Source organism: Paenibacillus sp. F024, assembly GCF_057814255.1.
Map to the genome: position 1 here is coordinate 135,138 of NZ_JBVASZ010000001.1, position 16,888 is coordinate 152,025.

The 16,888-nt window shown below is 47.3% G+C and carries 15 protein-coding genes; 2 read left to right on the forward strand and 13 right to left on the reverse strand.

What is annotated here, in order from left to right:
• Window positions 1–66: 66 nt before the first annotated feature.
• From ACZYR9_RS00655 to ACZYR9_RS00695, 9 genes are all read right to left on the reverse strand, one after another.
• Complete coding sequence (locus ACZYR9_RS00655; RefSeq protein WP_488976520.1) at window positions 67–1,572, reverse strand: tripartite tricarboxylate transporter permease; 1,506 nt, start codon at window positions 1,570–1,572, stop codon at window positions 67–69.
• A gap of 15 nt (window positions 1,573–1,587) precedes the next feature.
• Window positions 1,588–2,037, reverse strand: a complete 450-nt coding sequence (locus ACZYR9_RS00660; protein WP_488976521.1) for a tripartite tricarboxylate transporter TctB family protein — start codon at window positions 2,035–2,037, stop codon at window positions 1,588–1,590.
• 101 nt (window positions 2,038–2,138) lie between these two features.
• Complete coding sequence (locus tag ACZYR9_RS00665; RefSeq protein WP_488976522.1) at window positions 2,139–3,161, reverse strand: tripartite tricarboxylate transporter substrate binding protein; 1,023 nt, start codon at window positions 3,159–3,161, stop codon at window positions 2,139–2,141.
• A 15-nt stretch (window positions 3,162–3,176) separates the two neighbouring features.
• Entirely contained in the window at window positions 3,177–4,247 is a 1,071-nt protein-coding gene (locus ACZYR9_RS00670; RefSeq protein ID WP_488976523.1) for an Ldh family oxidoreductase, read from the reverse strand.
• Window positions 4,240–4,923: an RraA family protein gene (locus ACZYR9_RS00675; protein WP_488976524.1), complete on the reverse strand. Its 684-nt coding sequence runs from the start codon at window positions 4,921–4,923 to the stop codon at window positions 4,240–4,242. The genes ACZYR9_RS00670 and ACZYR9_RS00675 overlap by 8 nt, the downstream gene beginning before the upstream one ends.
• Before the next feature lie 32 nt (window positions 4,924–4,955).
• Entirely contained in the window at window positions 4,956–5,870 is a 915-nt protein-coding gene (gene glaH / locus ACZYR9_RS00680; RefSeq protein ID WP_488976525.1) for a glutarate dioxygenase GlaH, read from the reverse strand.
• Between the two features lie 100 nt (window positions 5,871–5,970).
• A complete protein-coding gene (locus tag ACZYR9_RS00685; protein WP_488976526.1) occupies window positions 5,971–6,333 on the reverse strand; it encodes a Rieske (2Fe-2S) protein in 363 nt (120 codons plus the stop codon).
• Complete coding sequence (locus ACZYR9_RS00690; RefSeq protein ID WP_488976527.1) at window positions 6,276–7,427, reverse strand: amidohydrolase family protein; 1,152 nt, start codon at window positions 7,425–7,427, stop codon at window positions 6,276–6,278. The genes ACZYR9_RS00685 and ACZYR9_RS00690 overlap by 58 nt, the downstream gene beginning before the upstream one ends.
• A 273-nt stretch (window positions 7,428–7,700) precedes the next feature.
• Window positions 7,701–8,537 (reverse strand): IclR family transcriptional regulator, encoded by an 837-nt coding sequence (locus ACZYR9_RS00695; RefSeq protein ID WP_488976528.1) that lies wholly within the window; start codon window positions 8,535–8,537, stop codon window positions 7,701–7,703.
• Between the two features lie 247 nt (window positions 8,538–8,784).
• On the opposite strand from ACZYR9_RS00695, the gene ACZYR9_RS00700 reads away from it, so the two are divergent.
• Window positions 8,785–9,543: a GntR family transcriptional regulator gene (locus ACZYR9_RS00700; protein WP_488976529.1), complete on the forward strand. Its 759-nt coding sequence runs from the start codon at window positions 8,785–8,787 to the stop codon at window positions 9,541–9,543.
• 49 nt (window positions 9,544–9,592) lie between these two features.
• Here the strand turns inward: ACZYR9_RS00700 and ACZYR9_RS00705 are convergent, their stop codons facing one another.
• The 4 genes from ACZYR9_RS00705 to ACZYR9_RS00720 form a co-directional block, all read right to left on the reverse strand.
• Window positions 9,593–10,690, reverse strand: coding sequence for a tartrate dehydrogenase (locus tag ACZYR9_RS00705; protein ID WP_488976530.1), 1,098 nt, complete (start codon window positions 10,688–10,690; stop codon window positions 9,593–9,595).
• A 276-nt stretch (window positions 10,691–10,966) separates the two neighbouring features.
• On the reverse strand, window positions 10,967–11,701 hold the full coding sequence (locus tag ACZYR9_RS00710) for an SDR family NAD(P)-dependent oxidoreductase (RefSeq protein ID WP_488976531.1): 735 nt from the start codon (window positions 11,699–11,701) through the stop codon (window positions 10,967–10,969).
• 123 nt (window positions 11,702–11,824) lie between these two features.
• The gene (locus tag ACZYR9_RS00715) at window positions 11,825–14,296 is read right to left on the reverse strand and encodes a GAF domain-containing hybrid sensor histidine kinase/response regulator (protein ID WP_488976532.1); all 2,472 of its coding nucleotides are present in this window, start codon (window positions 14,294–14,296) and stop codon (window positions 11,825–11,827) included.
• A gap of 497 nt (window positions 14,297–14,793) precedes the next feature.
• Entirely contained in the window at window positions 14,794–15,459 is a 666-nt protein-coding gene (locus tag ACZYR9_RS00720) for an HAD family hydrolase (protein WP_488976533.1), read from the reverse strand.
• Window positions 15,460–15,599: 140 nt separating this feature from the next.
• Between ACZYR9_RS00720 and ACZYR9_RS00725 the strand changes: the two genes are divergently transcribed.
• Window positions 15,600–16,799, forward strand: a complete 1,200-nt coding sequence (locus ACZYR9_RS00725; RefSeq protein WP_488976534.1) for an MFS transporter — start codon at window positions 15,600–15,602, stop codon at window positions 16,797–16,799.
• Window positions 16,800–16,888 lie beyond the last annotated feature (89 nt).

The window sequence follows — 16,888 nt, forward strand, 5'->3', positions numbered from 1 at the left end:
ACCCTCTCCGTTATATAGTTACCGCATATACCAAGCTGACCCATGCTTTATTTCATTTCCGGTATTTTACATTTCGAAATCATTAGCAAGAAACTCTTTTTTCTTTTTTAAGCCTGCCATAAAGCTGATCATCAAGATCAGGATGGAGATCGCCAGAATGGTTCCCGAAATCGGGCGTTGGAAGAAGGACAAAAACTCCCCGTTAAAGATGATTAACGACTGCATCAAAGCATCTTCCATCAATTTTCCCAATACAAAGGTAAGCACCAACGGGGCCATAGGGATATCAACCTTCTTCATAAAATAACCGATGAGGCCAAACGCGAGCATAACTCCAACATCCCAGAGGCTATTGTTTACACTATATGCACCCAAAATCGAAATAATTAATATAATAGGGAAAAGCAGCTTAAACGGAACCGTTGCAATTCTGGCCCACAGTCCGGCCATCGGCACATTCATGATCAGCAAAATAAAGTTTCCTATAAACATACTGGCAATCACGGCCCAGACAAAATCCGGGTTATTTTGGAATAGCGTAGGCCCGGGAGTAAGTCCGTGCATAATAAACGCTCCCAAAATGACAGCAATCGTTGGCGAGCTCGGAATTCCAAGCGTAAATAAAGGAATGAGAGCCCCGCCGCAGTAGGAATTATTGGCTGTTTCAGGTCCGGCCACCCCCTCAATCGCTCCCTTTCCAAACCGGGAAGGGTCCTTGGCCAGCTTTTTCTCCAGGGAATAGGACATGATCGCAGGAATAACCGAATTGGAGCCCGGTAACAGGCCCACAAAAAACCCTAATCCCGTGCCTCTGCCAATCGACATCAACGTAGGCCGCCATTCTTCCGGTTTGGGCAAAAGCCCTTGGACTTTCGGAGCTTTCTGGGCTTTAGCATGGCTTTCGGCATTGGTTAGAATTTCAGATAAGCCGAATAAGCCCATAGCCACCGTGACAAAATCGAACCCGTTCATTAATTGAGGCTCTCCGAAGCTGAAGCGGACCACACCGGACATGGTGTCCATCCCGATCATGGATAAGGTCAGCCCCAACACCCCAGCCATCATGCCGGTTAAGAGCGATTTGCCTATCAATCCGATCACAAGGGTCAAGCCCAAGATCATAAGAGCAAAAAACTCAGGAGGTCCAAATTTTAATGCCATTTTGGCGATCATCGGTCCAAGAAAGGCAAGCCCTATAATCGAGAGGGTTCCCCCAATGAATGACCCTATTCCCGCCACTCCCAATGCGGTTCCGGCCCTTCCTTGCTTCGCCAAGGGATGCCCGTCCAAACAGGTGATCACCGATGCGGCCTCCCCCGGAGTATTGATCAGCACCGACGTGATGGTTCCACCATACATCGCCCCGTAGTAAATCCCGGATAGCATGATAATCGCGGAGATAGGATCCATGCCGAAGGTAATGGGAAGCAGGATGGCCGTTCCCGATGTCGGGCCCAATCCCGGAAGAATACCGACCAGCATCCCGGCTGTAACTCCAATTAAACAGTAGATCAGATTTCCCAATGTAAGCGCTGTACTAAATCCCGATAATAAATGGAAGAAGGACTCCATGGTCTCCCCCCTTTCCTAGAATCCCAATGCATTCACCGGTAAAGGCACATTGAGGAAAAATTTAAAAATAGAAAACAGGGATACCGTAACGGCTGCCGAAACACTCAGAGCGATCACCCAATTGTATTCTCTTAGCAGGATGAAAGTCAGCATCACCATACCCGCTATCGTAAAACCGGCCACAGGAGCGGCGATAATGAAAAAAATAACCGCACCGATGATGGTTAGGATATTCCCGAGGCCTCTTCCTTTAGGTAAAATCTCTGAAAAAAGAATGACACTCTTCTTAAGCGACTTCGCCATAAACAGCAGAGATAAAACGATTAATAATGCGCTCAGCCAAAGCGGCAGCAATCCCGGTCCGGGACCGAGCTCGCTGTAATAATCAAGCGATAAGGACTGCCATAAAATAAGAGATGCAAAAAGCAGGATAATGAATCCAACCGCAAAGCCTGCATTTTTCAATTACACCACTTCCTTTCACCGCATCGAACCCTTTGATTTCAAAGGCCGGGATAATCTTTAAGCGTACCGCTTCCCGTGCCTTTGAAATCATTCCGGTCTCATTACCAATTCAACAGCTTCTTAAGCTCCATAACGCCCGCTTCTTCTTCCTTCAGCATTTGCTTATACTCTTCGCCCTTTCTAAAATCGACTTGAAGGCCCATATCCTCCATTTTTTTCTTCTGCTCCATGTCGTTAATCCCTTTTTCAAAAGCGGCGTTCAGCTTGTCCATGATTTCCGGGCTGACCCCTTTGGGCGCCGCAATTCCCCGGGCTGACCAGGACACAATATCCCCATATCCGCTTTCCTTCAGGGTTGGCGTATCGGGAAGATAAGGCGAGCGTTCATGCGCCATCACCGCAATCACCTTCAGCTGCTTCTCGTTATGAGGCTTAACGACTTCTCCGACATTGGCCATCATGACGTCCACGTGTCCACCGAGCAGGTTGCTCAAATTTTCGCCAAAGCCCTTGGTATGAACCGCATTGAACTTCGTGCTCAGCCTTTGATTCATCCGTAAAGCCGCATAATGATCGTCGCTGCCCACCCCCGTAGAGGTTACCGTTAACTGGTTAGCCTTTGCATATTCGACTAAACTTTTGATGTCAGTGAATCGGGTTTCATCCGACCGGATTGCGATCGCGCCTAGATCGGTCACATGATTGGCAATGGGTTCAAAGCTATCAAGGTTTTCCTTTCTCGCTGTCGATGGATTGACGTAGCCTGTAATTAAGTTAGGCGTATTAATATAACCGATGGTATAACCGTCAGGCGGAGATTTGACCAATTCCCCCCAGCCAACCCAACCGCCTGCGCCCGGTTTATTCGAAATCACGATGGGCACGCCTAACTCCTTCTCCACAAAGGGCGCCAATATTCTTGCCCCTACGTCGGTTCCGCCTCCTGCTTCGAACGCAACGATTAAGGTAATCGGCTTATTCGGATAACCGTTTGCCGCTTGCTTTTTGTCCCCGCTGCCGGCATTCGGTTGATTACCTTGCGCTGTCGTTCCTTGATTCGTCGTGCCGCATCCGGCAATTATCGTTAATGCTGCAGCCAGAATGAAAGAAATCAGCTTTTTCATAAGCAAGACCCCCTCTTAATTCGCGCTTTGAAATAGGGAATGGTTCACATGTAGGCTTTTCGCTACCTGAACCAATTCATTGAGGACTTGAGTCGATAACGGTATCCCATTGGTTGAACGGTCATTCATGATGCCTCTCTCAATTTCACCCGGCATGTATATTTGATCTGTTCCTTGGATTAGAGGAACTTGCCGAATTTCTTGAATCATTTGATCCATGCGGGCTTTGAATTCCTGTAAGGGCATAAAAAGATCTGCACGCATAACCATAAAGAATTGGCCTACATTTTGATTTTGTTCAAAGTTTCGGTATAAATCGCCGATATGCGGACCATATTGCGCCCCTGTAAACAGTCCGGACAGGATATCCACCAGCATGGCAATCCCATATCCCTTTTGTCCGCCGACCGGCAGCACCAAGCCCTCCAGCGCCTCCGCCGGATCGGTCGTCGGTTGGCCTTCCTTAGAGATCGCCCAACCCAGAGGGATGGTTTGTCCGTTTTTCTGAGCGTTGATAATCTTCCCTCTGGCAACGACGCTGGTGGCCATATCGAAGATGATATCCTCTTCCTCGCCCGCTGGGATTCCATAGGACAAGGGATTGGTCCCAAAGTAGCGTTCCTTGCCTCCCCACGGCGCCATGTTCGCCGGTGCATTGGTCGTCGCTAAAGCAATACAATCCTGCTCGGCGGCGTACATGGTGTAATCGGCCAGCATGCCGCAGTGATTCGAATGGTTGATCCCGACCATCCCAATGCCCGTTTCCTTTGCTTTATTTACGGCGATCTGAATTCCCTTTGTCGCTGCTACGATACCGGAAGTATTCTGAGCATCGATCAAAGCAAAGGATGCGGCTTCCCGGACGATTTTCAACTCACACCTTTTATACGTCAACCCTCTGCGAAGTCTTTCAATATAAATGGCTACTCTGCTGACTCCATGTGAATCTATCCCTCTTAAATTGGCTAAGACGAGATGTCTGGAAATCAATGACGATTGCTCTTCATCCAATCCTGCGCACGCGAACATTTGGGAAACGAAATCTTGAAGCTCAGCCTTCGGAACCTTCACGATCCCATTACTCAATGATTTCACATCCTTTTGCCTTTAGTGTGGCATCGACCCACGCTCTGTCCCATTTACCGTCATAAATCGCCTGGATGATCGCTGCTTCCTTCTCCTGCACAGCCTGAGCTGCCTGCAAAATTTGAGACGCTTCCGCCTTGGGGATGACGACAATGCCATCATCATCTCCTACGATGACATCTCCCGGCACAACCGGAACATTACCGCAGCTGATGACCGTGTTAATTTCACCGGGTCCTTCTTTGTAGGGGCCGCGTGGAGTGCCGCCCCTGGCAAAAACGGGAAAGCCCATCTCGGCAATGGCATACAGATCCCTCACCGGACCGTCGACAATAAAACCCCCGAGACCCTTTACTTTGGCAAAGTGACACATGAGCTCGCCGAGAATCGCATTCCCCATATCCCCGCAAGCGTCAATCACAATGATGTCCCCCGGTCTGGCCAAATCCATCGCCTTGTGCACCATCAGGTTATCCGAAGGATGCGTCCTGACGGTAAAAGCGCTTCCGGCAACGTGAATTCCCGGCTTGTTTACACTTTTAATCGAATGATCCATGGCACGAAACCGCCCCATCACGTCTGCAATATTGGATGCGGCAATCCCTTTGTAACCGGCGATAATGTCGGGCTTGATCCTGTCAACCGTCTCAACGATTCGGAATCCGATATTGGTCATGGGTGATATCTCCCCTATTTTGTCTTGAACGTTCAATTTTTGGCGAAAACGCCTCTTTGCCTCATTAATTCCCGGTACAAATCGGTTTTCTTTTCAAAAGCCTCGCGTCCGTGAAGCCAGAAATGGTTATTCAGTAAGACCAGCTGTCCGACAGGGAGTTGGATGGCAATCGTTCCCGGACTATTTTCCATCGATTCCTGAATTCTCTTAAGATACATCGCTTGCTCTATCGTTTGCGGATGGGTACATTGATGATTGTAGCGCATGCAGGTGGTATTGTTCTGTTCATAGAAGGTGGGATTATAAACGGCGCTGTTTACGTTCTTGCTTCCTCTATCGGAGTAATCGAACTTGTACATATGTGAAGCAAGGGGGTGATGACGAAAAGCAGATAAATCCTCCCAGTCGTCCAAATGCAGCAGCCGCGATTCCCCGCCGACCGCATTTCGTTCCACGAATTTCATCATGATCAGCCAATCCGTTGGTTCATCGATGAAAATCCCATCGGTATGCAGCTCCAGAACCCGAAAAGCTTGACGAAGGTACGTATCGCTTTCAAACGAATGCTGAACGGAAAATCTGGCATAAAACTTGCCCGACATCGCATCATGATTCGTAATTCCAATGAGATGAGAAATGGCCGTCGCAAATTTAATGTATTCATCGATATTGTCCGTTTGCTCCTGCACGCCTATGGTAAAGCCCCCGCTGCTGCGGTCATGCAAAATTTGCCGGGTGTTATGCTGAAATGAATCTCCAACGGCTTCTTTCAGCTTGTCGGCCAAATAAAACCGTTCGAACGGAACATATTCGATTCTCTCTATGTCAATATGCTCGACGGCCTTAAAAAATTGCTCAAGCGCTTGATTGCTCAGCTCCATATGTTTTAAGCGTTGATGCTCCGGATGGGGCTTGATTTCATAATTCAATGTGCTGAACGGTTTCATGGGTCCTCTTCCTTTCTTCTTACTCTATGATGGGTAGTTCATATTTCCGAATGAAAGACTTGAGACTAAAGCATGAGGGTTATGGGAGTGCTAAAATCAATTAGGGGATTGTTACAATCACGGAGTCGTCTTCAATCGCGGTGTCATATACGGCTATTCGTCTGCTGCGGTCGGCCAAGCATTCGCCCGTTTTCACATCAAACTCCCAACCATGCCATGGGCAGGATACGACGGGCTCGTTGTAATCATTGTATTCCATGATGCGTCCATTAGCCTGGATCACTGCTTTTAATGTAGGGAATATCGCTCCGCATGCCGGTCCTCCCTGATGAGGACACAAGTTGCGTAAAGCGTAGACCTGTCCCCCTGTAAAGATTACCCCGACGGATTTGCCTTCCAAATCGACTACTTTAACTGTTCCATCGGAGAACTGCTGGATGGGACCGATGATATGCTTTCCCATTTTTTGATGCCCCCTTTTCTCAGATTGAATACCTTCATGGCGTTGCCTGCCAAAAATTTGGCTTTCGCCTCCTTATCCAGGAACGGCATGCGGTAGGCGATAGAAGGATCGTCATAATCAAAGTGCGGGTAATCGCTGGCATACATGAACTGATCATAGCCGTTGGCCATGTCAAACACGGCTTTCAAATGCTGAGTCTGCTTGGGCATCTCAATAGGCTGGCTTCCAAAATAAATGCGATTAAGAATATATTCGCTCGGCAGGCCCTTGAGTAATGGCGCTTCCGAACGACGCTTCAGATAGTATTCGTCCAGACGATACATCATCATCGGAACCCAGAACAAACCCGATTCCTGAAAAACGAATTTGAGCTTTGGAAACCTCTCGGGAATGCCCTGCATCAGCAGGCTGGTGAGCTGAATCATATTGCTTACCGCAAAACCCAAGGAATGGGATTCGATCAACCGTTGAAATCCGTCTGCAGGAGATGCCCCCTCCACCAAGGTCAAACCCGGAGCGGAATGAAATACCATAGGCAGGTCATGTCTTTGAGCAGCTTCATATACGGGATCATAACGAACATCTCCAAGAGGGGGGTAAGCTCCGGAGCACATAAAGCATACACCGACCACCCCCGGATGATGAGCTGTACGCTCAATGATTTTAGCGCCCTCTTCAGGATCCTGCCATGGAACGATCACCATCGTGTAAATCCCCTCATCAGGGTTTAACACTTTATCGATCATGAAATCAATATAACCGTTGCTAAGCGCCACGACCAAATCTCTCACCGACGTATGACCCATCGAGATTAAGTGATTCGGCACAAAGATTGAGGCATCGATTTGCAGCCGATTCATAGCCGCCTTGACTTCACCTTCCTTATTCGAGCCGATATGGTAGTTGTAATCCATATCTTCCCTTTTAATCCGGCCTTCCATCATTCTGTCCCCGAGGGTCATCGGCAGCAGACGGGTTGGACTCACCCCTTTGATCCGAGATTTCCAAACATCATCCACATAATCGGCTAGCTGGTCGATCGGTTCCAAATAGTGTGCGTCCGTATCGACGACTTTAAGTCCTCTGATGGCCATAATATTATGGATCTCCCTTCTTGCTTCATGATTTCATTCCTTGAGCGGCAAACCTACTTCATTCACTTTATTTTTCAAATATTGAAACTTTTGTTCTAACTAATGAACTGATTAAATCTTACTCCTTACCCCCATTTCTTGTCAATCTTAAATTTATTAGCGATTACAATTTTAGGATTGTGCCCATTAAAAAAAGCTTTCCGAGGAAAGCCGGTACGTAAGAAGAAGGATCTATGAAGGATCGCATCAACTTTTGGAGTATGCTGTTAAAAATCACATTCCTGCAATCAGTTGCTTCCAATCAAAATCGGGCGCTTGAACACCTTGAACGCTAATCCGTGGTTGTCCGCCTATTCGTCTTGTGATATTTTCAGCCGCTGTTTTGACATGATTCGCCAAAAAATCGAGTCGTTGTTCGCCTGCTCTGTCCGTTGGTATGGAAATGACCACTCCGGCTGCCATCTCACCCGATGAATTAAGTACCGGAGCGGCGATCCCGACAATGCCATCCATATTTTCTTCAAAGCTTACGGATATTCCAAACGTACGAATAGCTTTAAGGTGCTCTCTTATTTCCCGGGGGTCAGTTAATGTTCTTTCAGTCAGTTTAACCAACTGTTTTTTTTGAAAATAAGCATCCAGCTCGTCATCCTTCATATAAGCTAAATAGAGCTTCCCCATGGACGTGCAATAAAATTGCCTGCGGGTACCTACGGGTATGTCATATCTGATGGGATGAGTCCCTTTCACCTTGTCGATATATATTATTTCATCCCCGCTGATAATGCCCAGATAGATATCCTCTCCGGTATTTTTTCCTAATTCTTCTAAATAAGGACGTGCCAAAGGTTTGACAGTAAAGTGATGCACAATCGATGAAGCCAGCTCGATCATCCCCCCCCCAATAGCATAGGTCTTGGCCGTATCATTGTAATATACGTACCCGTGAGAAGCCATTTGCTTTAATAAATTATGCAGGCTGCTTTTGGGGATATCGTCAAATGCATTCATCATTTCCGTGAACGATAACCCCGGCGATTTCTTGCTCAGAAGACGCAAAATTGCAAATATCCGTGAAACCGTTCGAAATGCCCCATCCTCTTGTGCCATAGCTTCACCTTCAAAATTCTTGTATTTGAACTTCTGTCCATATATTGAAATTAACGAACAAAGGACCTTTTGTCAAGAATTGCCCTGGAATACATACCGCGTCAATGATCGACATTTTACATGTTCATTTGTCATTATATATTGATCCAGTCTTGTCTCCGCGTTGAGGAATTCGACTGCTTTTTGTTATAATTTAATGAATCAATATCATCAGCTAACGATAACGACCGGGATGTGTACAGATAACATGGAAAAACGACCGTCTATTCCCCTGCCGGAAATAAATGATCAAGAACCGCTTCATCCCTCTCTTTCTGATCACATGCAGTCTTTTTTATCGCAATTGGAGACAAGTGAGGAAACTCGCCTGCCGCAGCGTGCCTACTTAGCCGTTCGCCATGCGATCCGGCATCTTCAATTATCACCCGGACAAACGGTTTTAGAGGGAACATTAGCAGAAATTCTGGGAATGAGCAGGACGCCCGTTCGCGAAGCTCTCGTCCGTCTGGAGATGGAAGGCTGGGTTCGCCTGATCCCGCGCAGAGGCTTTATCGTCGCCCCCATCGTAGCGGATGATCTGCAGCAAATTTACGAAGTGGTGGAAGCGCTGGATGGAATAGCGGGCCGCCTTGCTGCGGGGCGTGTCACTTCTGAGGAGCTGCAGCGGCTGGAGCTTCTCATTGATGAGCAGGAAAAGGCCCTGGAGATCAATGATCTCCATGCATGGACAGACCTGGATGATCAGTTTCATAACGGTATCGTTGACTTGGCCAAAAATCCGCGTCTTAGAAGCATTATGGACAGTCAATCCGACCAGCTTTACCGCGCCCGGTTGTATACGATACAATACAGGCCCAAACCGACGCGCTCTATGATGGAGCATAAAGCGATTCTGGCTGTCATGAAGGCTGGAGAACCTGAAGCGGTACGGACGATGCTCCAATCTCACCGCTATAGGGCCCGCAATGAAATATTAGACGTGCTCCGAACGATGAGCGAAACCTAAAAAAGAGCTGAAGTTGATGGTCAAGAATCAACTTCAGCTCTTCTTTTATTTAAACCTGTGCAACCTTATGGGTTAGATTAGCTATGATGGCATCTGATACCTCGCGGGTGCTGCAAGTTCCTCCTACATCAGCAGTAAGCTTTCCTTGTCTTGTCGTTTCCTCGATCGCCCGATGGAGAAGTGCAGCTTCCTCGTGAAGGCCCAAATGCTCCAGCATAAGCGCCCCGCTGGCAATGGTTCCGATCGGATTGGCTATGCCCTCCCCAGCAATATCGGGAGCAGAACCATGAACGGGCTCGAACATGCTTGGGTACCGTCTGTCAAGATTAAGATTGGCGCTGGCGGCTAGTCCCAGGCTTCCTGCAAGAGCGCTGCCCAGATCAGACAAAATATCGGCAATCAGGTTGGATCCTACCACAACTTCCAATGTTTCCGGTTTCAACACAAAGCGGGCCGCCATCGCGTCAACAAGCCATTGTTCGGTTTCCACATCCGGATACTCCTGACTCACACGTGCAAACACTTCATCCCATAGCACCATTCCATATTGCTGTGCGTTGCTCTTCGTCACACTGGTTACTTTCTTTCTCTTACGCGTACGGGCAGTCTCAAATGCAAAACGGATAATCCGTTCACAGCCTTCCTCCGTAAAAACCGACGACTGTACCGCAACTTCCTTCCCTTTCCCCCGGCCTGTGAAGTTCCGTCCTCCGAAGCCCGAATACTCTCCTTCCGAATTTTCACGAATCAAGATCCAGTCCAGTTCTTCCACATTCGGATGACGGAGCTTGCTTTCCACTCCCGGAAGAAAACGAACTGGCCGGATATTGGCCCACTGATCGAAGCCTTGGCAGATTGCAAGTCTCAATCCCCACAGACTGATATGATCAGGAACATTTTTCCAACCAACGGCTCCGAAATAAATGGCATCATAGTCTTTTAGCTGCTCCAGCCCGTCTTCTGCCATCATCCGGCCGTGTTTAGCATAATATTCGCAGCCCCATGGAAAAGAATCGAACTGGAATGAAAATTTCCCGTTGGACGAGTGGGCCACATGTTCCAGTACACGTTGTCCTTCTTGGATCACCTCTTGTCCAATCCCGTCACCCGGGATGACTGCAATGCGAAACTGTCGTTGATCACTCATGCTTCGGCCTCCTGCCTTCAATTTTCTACTTTGAGATTCTCTTGTAATATATACATTATCAATTAACGCATACGTTATTGTCAATATTTATTTGTTTTAATCTTTAATATCCCATTTAATTATAATTTTTTTTGGTTTTTCCTAAATTAATGAATACATTGATCTATTTTGTTTGTTGTCAAGATAATGTTTTATTATATTAAATATGAGTAAAATAAAAAAAGAGAGGCCCTTGTACTCCGCCTCTCCATCATATGTCATAAATATCCGTTGATCTCAAATAAACATACCGCCGTCTACCTTAATCGTTTCTCCAGTCACAAAATGGGAATGAGCAATCACAGAATAAACAACCTCGGCAATATCTTCCGGACTTGCCACTCTGCCTAGCGGAGTCCCTTCCCCCAAGCGCTTCACATGCTCCTCCTGCCCTTCTACCCACCTGGTTTGTACAACCCCAGGAGCAATACTATTCACCCTTACCTCTGGCGCCATCACACGGGCCAATGATTTGGTCACGCTAATCGCCGCTGCTTTTGAGGCCGCATAGGCAATGGAGCTCCCCATCCCTGTGATCCCCGCCACGGAGGTAATATTCACGATGCAGCCTCTTTGCTTCTTTAACTCAGAAGCCGCTGCTCGGCAGCAATAGAAAAGCCCCTTCACATTGACATCCATGACACGATCCCAATGCTCTTCCCTTAATCCTTCCAGATCATCATGCTTGACAAAATCGGTAACGCCCGCATTGTTGACCAAAATGTCCAATCGTCCAAAGGTATCGATCGTTTGTCTAAACATGTCCCGTACCTTCAGGTCATCCGACACCGTGGTTTGAATTAATAAGCATCTAACACCTAATGCCTCGACTTCCTTCTTGGTTTCCATAGCTTCTTTTTCTGATTTTGAATAATTGACTACGATATCGACCCCTTCTTGCGCTAAACGACACGCAACCGCTTTCCCGATACCTGTAGCCGCTCCGGTAATTACCGCTACCTTTCCTCTCAAGAGCCTGTCCTCCTATACTCCATTCATTTCGTTTAGCCAAAGCGAGATTCTATGTACTATATATGTATGTATCCTGGCCATGATGATATTTATATAATTCTTCAGAATTTTCGCGAATCCTGCCTACCCCTGCTCTTTTTCATTTTTTATTGCTTTCTCTAATTGCCGCTTGGTTTGTTCGAATACATCCGGTAAATCCCTGATCAGGATTTCAATTTTTTCGGAATGCTTCAACTCCGCTTCAAGCTGGGTGCACATATGGGCAAGCTGGGCCGCTCCTACATTCAAGCAGACACCTTTGAGCATATGAATTTCGGCCATTAACCGGTTGAAGTCCTTTTGCCGCCATAACTCATTGATATGATCGATATATGCAGCCCCTTCTACGTCAAACATCCGGCATAAATCATTGAAAAAAGAGGTATTCTCATCCAAGCTGAGAAGCTCTTCAATCATAGAATAATCTACAATCATATCCGGATGAGCAGGATTTCCTTTACCTAGCAGCTTGGGAGTACGTATTTCTTTACCCCAGTGCTCGAGAAGTCGCTGAACCTCATCGATCCGAAGCGGTTTGCTGATGTAATCCTGCATGCCTAAGGACAAGCAATGCTCTCTATCCTCTTGTCTGGCATTAGCCGTCACCGCAATAATGACAGGATGCTTGGAGACATCCAGCTGTTTTTGGATCCGTCTTGTCGCTTCCAATCCATTCATCACAGGCATTTGAATGTCCATAAACACCAAATCATAGTGGAGTCTGGTTAAAGCTTGAAGGGCTTCCATGCCATTAGCCACGACGTCGGCCGTATAACCCATTTTCTTCAAAATTTGAAGAAGCAGCTTCTGGTTAATGGCATTGTCCTCAGCGATCAGAATACGCAAGGGCAGTCGCTCGGCTTGAGTAGCATCCAATACAGGAACCGGCTTTTTCCTGGTAGGAGAAATCTGACTTCCGGCCAAGCTCATCAGTATGACCTCCATCAATTGATTGTCTCTGATCGGCTTACTGATCACCGCTGAATAAATGGATTCAAGCCCCTTTTCTCTTTGATCGGCTCCCACTGAGGTAAGCATAATCAGGGGTAAGCTTTCCGGAGTACGGTACTTGCGTATCTTGCTTCCCAATTGGATTCCATCCATTTCCCTCATCCGCATATCAATGACCGCAAGATCAAAAATATCCCCCATTTCGATCCATTGTAAAGCTTCGTTCGCAGAAATCGTAGCCTTGGTGTACATCCCCCATTTATCCATAACGGTTTTTAAAATTCGCAAATTGGTACTGTTATCATCGACAATCAATACTCGCTTATGCCGCAAAAGGGCTGCATTGTTCTTATTCTCCGAGAAATCGGCCGCGCTCATGACTTCAATGGTAAAATGAAATGTAGTGCCGACCCCTTCCTTACTTTCCACCCAAATTTTTCCGTTCATCAACTCCACCAGCTGTTTGCAAATGGCTAGTCCCAAGCCGGTCCCTCCATACCGTCGATTCGTCTCAAGATCATGAGCTTGAGAGAAAGACTGGAACAATAAATCATAGTTCCACTCTGAAATGCCAATGCCCGTATCCTGAACCGTAAAATAGAGCTCAAAGGTCTTGGGATTTGTAGAAGGGAGACTGGCCACCGACACGAAAACTTCGCCGGTTGAAGTAAATTTTATAGCGTTGCCAACCAGGTTGACCAATACTTGCCGTACTCTGGTTACATCTCCCGAGACAAAAGTAGGAATGACGGGATCGACATAAGAAACAAGCTCGATATCTTTGCTAACGGCCCGCGAAGCAAATAAATCAAGAATATCTTCCACGCAGGCCTTTAATTCAAACGGCTGTACCTCAAGCAGCAATTTACCGGCTTCAATTTTGGAAAAATCCAAAATATCATTCAAAATGGAAAGAAGAGAATCATTGCTGTTCCTAATGATTTCCGTATATTCACGCTGTTCCGCGGTCAAATCCGTCTCCTGCAAAAGACCCGTCATACCCATAATCCCATTCATAGGTGTACGGATTTCATGGCTCATCATCGCCAAAAAATCGGTTTTCGCCTGTGTAGCCCGTTCCGCTTCTTCTTTGGCCTGCCTCGTCTTTCGTTCCGCTTCCACTAATTCGTCGACCATATATTCCAATTCGATAACGTAAGAAAGATAAGTGGCCATCGAATTCAAAATCGAGAGATCTTTTTTAGAATAAGAATAAGGTTCACGATCCAAGGCGCAAATGGTTCCAAACACACTGCCATCCTTACGCCAAATAGGAACACCAACGAACGAGCAGCTGCCCAAATTTTTAGTAACGCCCATTCCGCACGTTAAGGGATGCTCAGCCGTATTCTCGATGATGAGAGAATCTGTGCCTTGTAGTCCTACATCTACGACTAGACTGCAATAGGTTTCTTCAAATGGAAGAACAATCCCTTCCTCCACTAGCTGTTCAGTCCGGTTAAATACTTTAAGAATTTTATTGGATACCCGGTCGTTGCTCGCCACGAAAAAGGTATTTACTTGGATCAGCTCGGAAACCATGCGAAGTATATTATCCGAAGCCTCCTCAAGGTTTCTGTAAAACTTATCTTCAAACCCTTTCATTCCCACTTCTCACCTTCCCGCAGCAGCCTTTCATGATAAATATGGCACTGTGCACATGTAATCAAAAGTTAATTTATCCTAGTCCCATAGACTTGAATGATGTCAAATGCCGTCACTTTCGTTCATTTATTAGAAAAGTATCCCGGGCAATAGCCCAAATTGATTATGACATTGGCACAAGAGCCCAACAATCGAGCATATATAATATAACAATTACCCAAGAAATCCTACTAATGAACCAGGTAAAAAGTCGCCATTATACGCTAGTTGCCAAACTATTACTAAAGGAGCTGTTCGAAATGACAAATACATCATCATCATATGAAATGACAAAAATAAAGTTGGAAGTGGCTAAAGTACTCATTCAAGCTGCAGAACGAAAAGCAAGGGAAAGCTGGCGCGCCTGCCCACTTCCGAGCTTGTGCGCTTGGCCGTACCTTCAGAAGAACTTTATGGAGTTTATAAGAACCCAGAACGTATCGTCATATTTAGCTGGATTATGGAAGAATTCCAGCCAGCTGCTGCGTCAAATAAGTGCGCAATTCCGCTGCTTCGTGAAAGGTATGCTCCGGAGCGTAATGGTATTCCGTCGATTGTCTTGAAGGCATCCACTGCGCCCCAATCGTTGTAACGCCGGCTTGCCAACCGGCCTGCATATCGTCGTCGCTGTCACCAATAAATACGGTCTCCGTCTTGCTCGCGTTTAATGCTTCCATGGCCATAAGCAAGCCTTCCGGCGAGGGCTTGCTTTCTTGAACGTCATCCCCCGTGATGACGACGTCAAATGCTTGGCCAAAATTCAACTTATGCAAGGAGATATCCAAGCTTCGGCGCGTTTTTCCGGTAAATAAGCCCAAACGCACGTCCGCCCTTTTCAAATCAAGCAGAAGGTCATCGATGAAAGTGAATGGCTTCACCAGCTCGTCATGCTTGTCTTCATAGATTTGAAAAAACTCGGCAATCGCTTTCTCCATGCTGTCTTTTGCTGAAAAATACTTCTTAATGATCCCGGTCTCCGAAGGTCCGCACATCGATAGAAACTCGGCATGAGTCAGGGATCGTCCGTCAAATTTCCGAAACACATGGACAAGACTATATTCTACAATGGACAGCGTATCCGCCAAGGTGCCGTCAAAATCAAAGATAACACATTTTATTGCCATTTCATTCGTTCCTTCCGTACTTTAATCTTCATCAACCTCTAGTGATTACCATAAATTACATTATACTATAAATAAACCTGTTATGGTTGAACTGCTCGAAGACGATCATTTACAGATGATAATGAAGGGGAATTCAACGTATGGAGCCAATCGACTCTACAAAAGACTCAAGCAACCCGCAGCCCGCTTCACTGTCCAAAGGACTTGTTCTCTTAATGGCGGTTTCATGTGGATTGGCTGTGGCCAACTTGTACTACAATCAACCGCTGCTGGCGGATATTGGCCGAACTTTCGGGGTGGACGCCCAGCATGCGGGAATCATCTCCATGCTTACTCAGATCGGATACGCCGCCGGAATGCTGCTGTTTCTCCCGCTCGGTGATATCCGGGAAAGACGGAAGCTGATTACGCTCCTGCTTCTGGCGGTTGGATTGGCCTTAATCGGCGTCGCATCCGCTCAAAGCCTGGCTTGGATTTACATAGCCAGCTTGGCAGTAGGCATCACAACGGTGGCGCCGCAGATGATTGTACCGCTCGCCGCTCATCTTGCTGCACCGCATGAACGAGGTAAAGTCATCGGCAACGTCATGAGCGGGCTTTTAATCGGCATTCTGCTTGCCCGAACCGTATCCGGCTGGGTCGGAGAGCTTCTCGGCTGGCGGTCCATGTACGTGCTCGCAGCGCTAATGATGTTTATGCTCGCTTTCATTTTGAGGCGTCAGCTTCCCGTCAGCCGACCGGTCATCCAGCTGTCCTATCCCGGGTTGATCCGGTCCATGGGAAGCTTGATCGTTAAACAGCGGACGCTGCGTGAAGCCTCGCTCATTGGAGCGTGCATGTTCGGTTCCTTTAGTGTTTTTTGGACGGCATTGACCTTCTTTCTGGAAAGTCCGAACTATCAATACGGCAGCGGTGTCGCCGGGTTGTTCGGATTAATCGGCGTGGTCGGCGCGGGAGCCGCGGCCATTATCGGCCGATTGTCTGATCGCATCAGCCCCAGCAGCATGGTCGGATTTATGATCGTCACAGCCCTGCTTTCCTATCTTTCATTCTGGCTTATGGGAGCGTTCATCTGGGGACTGATCATCGGAGTGATCCTGCTGGATTTGGGCATTCAAGGCGGTCAGGTGTCCAACCAAGCGCGTATCTACAGTCTGCTTCCGGAAGCAAGAGGCCGGCTCAATACGGTCTTTATGGTCAGCACCTTTCTTGGAGGAGCCATCGGCTCCACGGTCAGCGGTTTCGCTTGGAGCTATTGGGGATGGAATGGAGTATGCGCAGTGGGCGGCGGCTTTGTATTGGCGGCATTCTTGATTTGGATGCTTCACCGTAGAAGGTGATACAAGCCGCACCAAATGAAAAGCGCCTCCGTCAGGATGAGCTTGGCAGGCTTTCGGCCCTTGACTACCTCATCCCGGAGGTCGCTTGA

What these genes read in the sequence shown, in the direction of transcription:
- ACZYR9_RS00705 (WP_488976530.1), bottom strand. Translation starts at nt 10,690, where the DNA reads ATGAGTGATCAACGACAGTTTCGCATTGCAGTCATCCCGGGTGACGGG.
- ACZYR9_RS00665 (WP_488976522.1), bottom strand. Translation starts at nt 3,161, where the DNA reads ATGAAAAAGCTGATTTCTTTCATTCTGGCTGCAGCATTAACGATAATT.
- ACZYR9_RS00720 (WP_488976533.1), bottom strand. Translation starts at nt 15,459, where the DNA reads ATGGCAATAAAATGTGTTATCTTTGATTTTGACGGCACCTTGGCGGAT.
- ACZYR9_RS00695 (WP_488976528.1), bottom strand. Translation starts at nt 8,537, where the DNA reads ATGGCACAAGAGGATGGGGCATTTCGAACGGTTTCACGGATATTTGCA.
- glaH (WP_488976525.1), bottom strand. Translation starts at nt 5,870, where the DNA reads ATGAAACCGTTCAGCACATTGAATTATGAAATCAAGCCCCATCCGGAG.
- ACZYR9_RS00685 (WP_488976526.1), bottom strand. Translation starts at nt 6,333, where the DNA reads ATGGGAAAGCATATCATCGGTCCCATCCAGCAGTTCTCCGATGGAACA.
- ACZYR9_RS00725 (WP_488976534.1), top strand. Translation starts at nt 15,600, where the DNA reads ATGGAGCCAATCGACTCTACAAAAGACTCAAGCAACCCGCAGCCCGCT.
- ACZYR9_RS00690 (WP_488976527.1), bottom strand. Translation starts at nt 7,427, where the DNA reads ATGGCCATCAGAGGACTTAAAGTCGTCGATACGGACGCACACTATTTG.
- ACZYR9_RS00715 (WP_488976532.1), bottom strand. Translation starts at nt 14,296, where the DNA reads ATGAAAGGGTTTGAAGATAAGTTTTACAGAAACCTTGAGGAGGCTTCG.
- ACZYR9_RS00675 (WP_488976524.1), bottom strand. Translation starts at nt 4,923, where the DNA reads ATGACCAATATCGGATTCCGAATCGTTGAGACGGTTGACAGGATCAAG.
- ACZYR9_RS00655 (WP_488976520.1), bottom strand. Translation starts at nt 1,572, where the DNA reads ATGGAGTCCTTCTTCCATTTATTATCGGGATTTAGTACAGCGCTTACA.
- ACZYR9_RS00700 (WP_488976529.1), top strand. Translation starts at nt 8,785, where the DNA reads ATGGAAAAACGACCGTCTATTCCCCTGCCGGAAATAAATGATCAAGAA.